Annotated in this window: 1 protein-coding gene; it reads right to left on the reverse strand. The window is 57.1% G+C overall.

Going from position 1 to position 387, the window contains the following annotated elements:
* A partial coding sequence (locus tag ACSVHP_RS23000; protein WP_447552991.1) for an RHS repeat domain-containing protein occupies nt 1-387 on the reverse strand: 387 nt, incomplete at both ends.

Consider the following 387-nt stretch of genomic DNA (forward strand, 5'->3'; position numbering starts at 1 on the left):
GATAGGTGGTGCACTGCTCTGCTTCGTTATAAAGGAAACGGTCGTTGTAGTAGCCCTGCGGGGTGGAGACATGGGTGACGCGGCCTGCGGAATCATAACGGTAATCCGCCTGTGTCTCTGTGGTGTCCCGCCAGCGCGTCATCAAGCCTTCCGGGGAATATTCATGCCACAGATGGGTGAACTGGAAGGTGTCGCATTCGGCGAGAAAACCCTGGCTGTCATAACGGCAGGTAGCAAGGCGCTGCTGTTGCGGTTCGATAAGGTCAATGCTCATCAGCTGCTGCTGTTGCCAGCTGAGCGAAAGCGCGTAGCCGTCGCTGTGGCGCACTTCTGTCAGCAGGCCATCCGTGCGCAGGAAATCGATGCGGTTGTGATAGCTGTCGTGAA

Source organism: Enterobacter sp. 186315, from assembly GCF_053290175.1.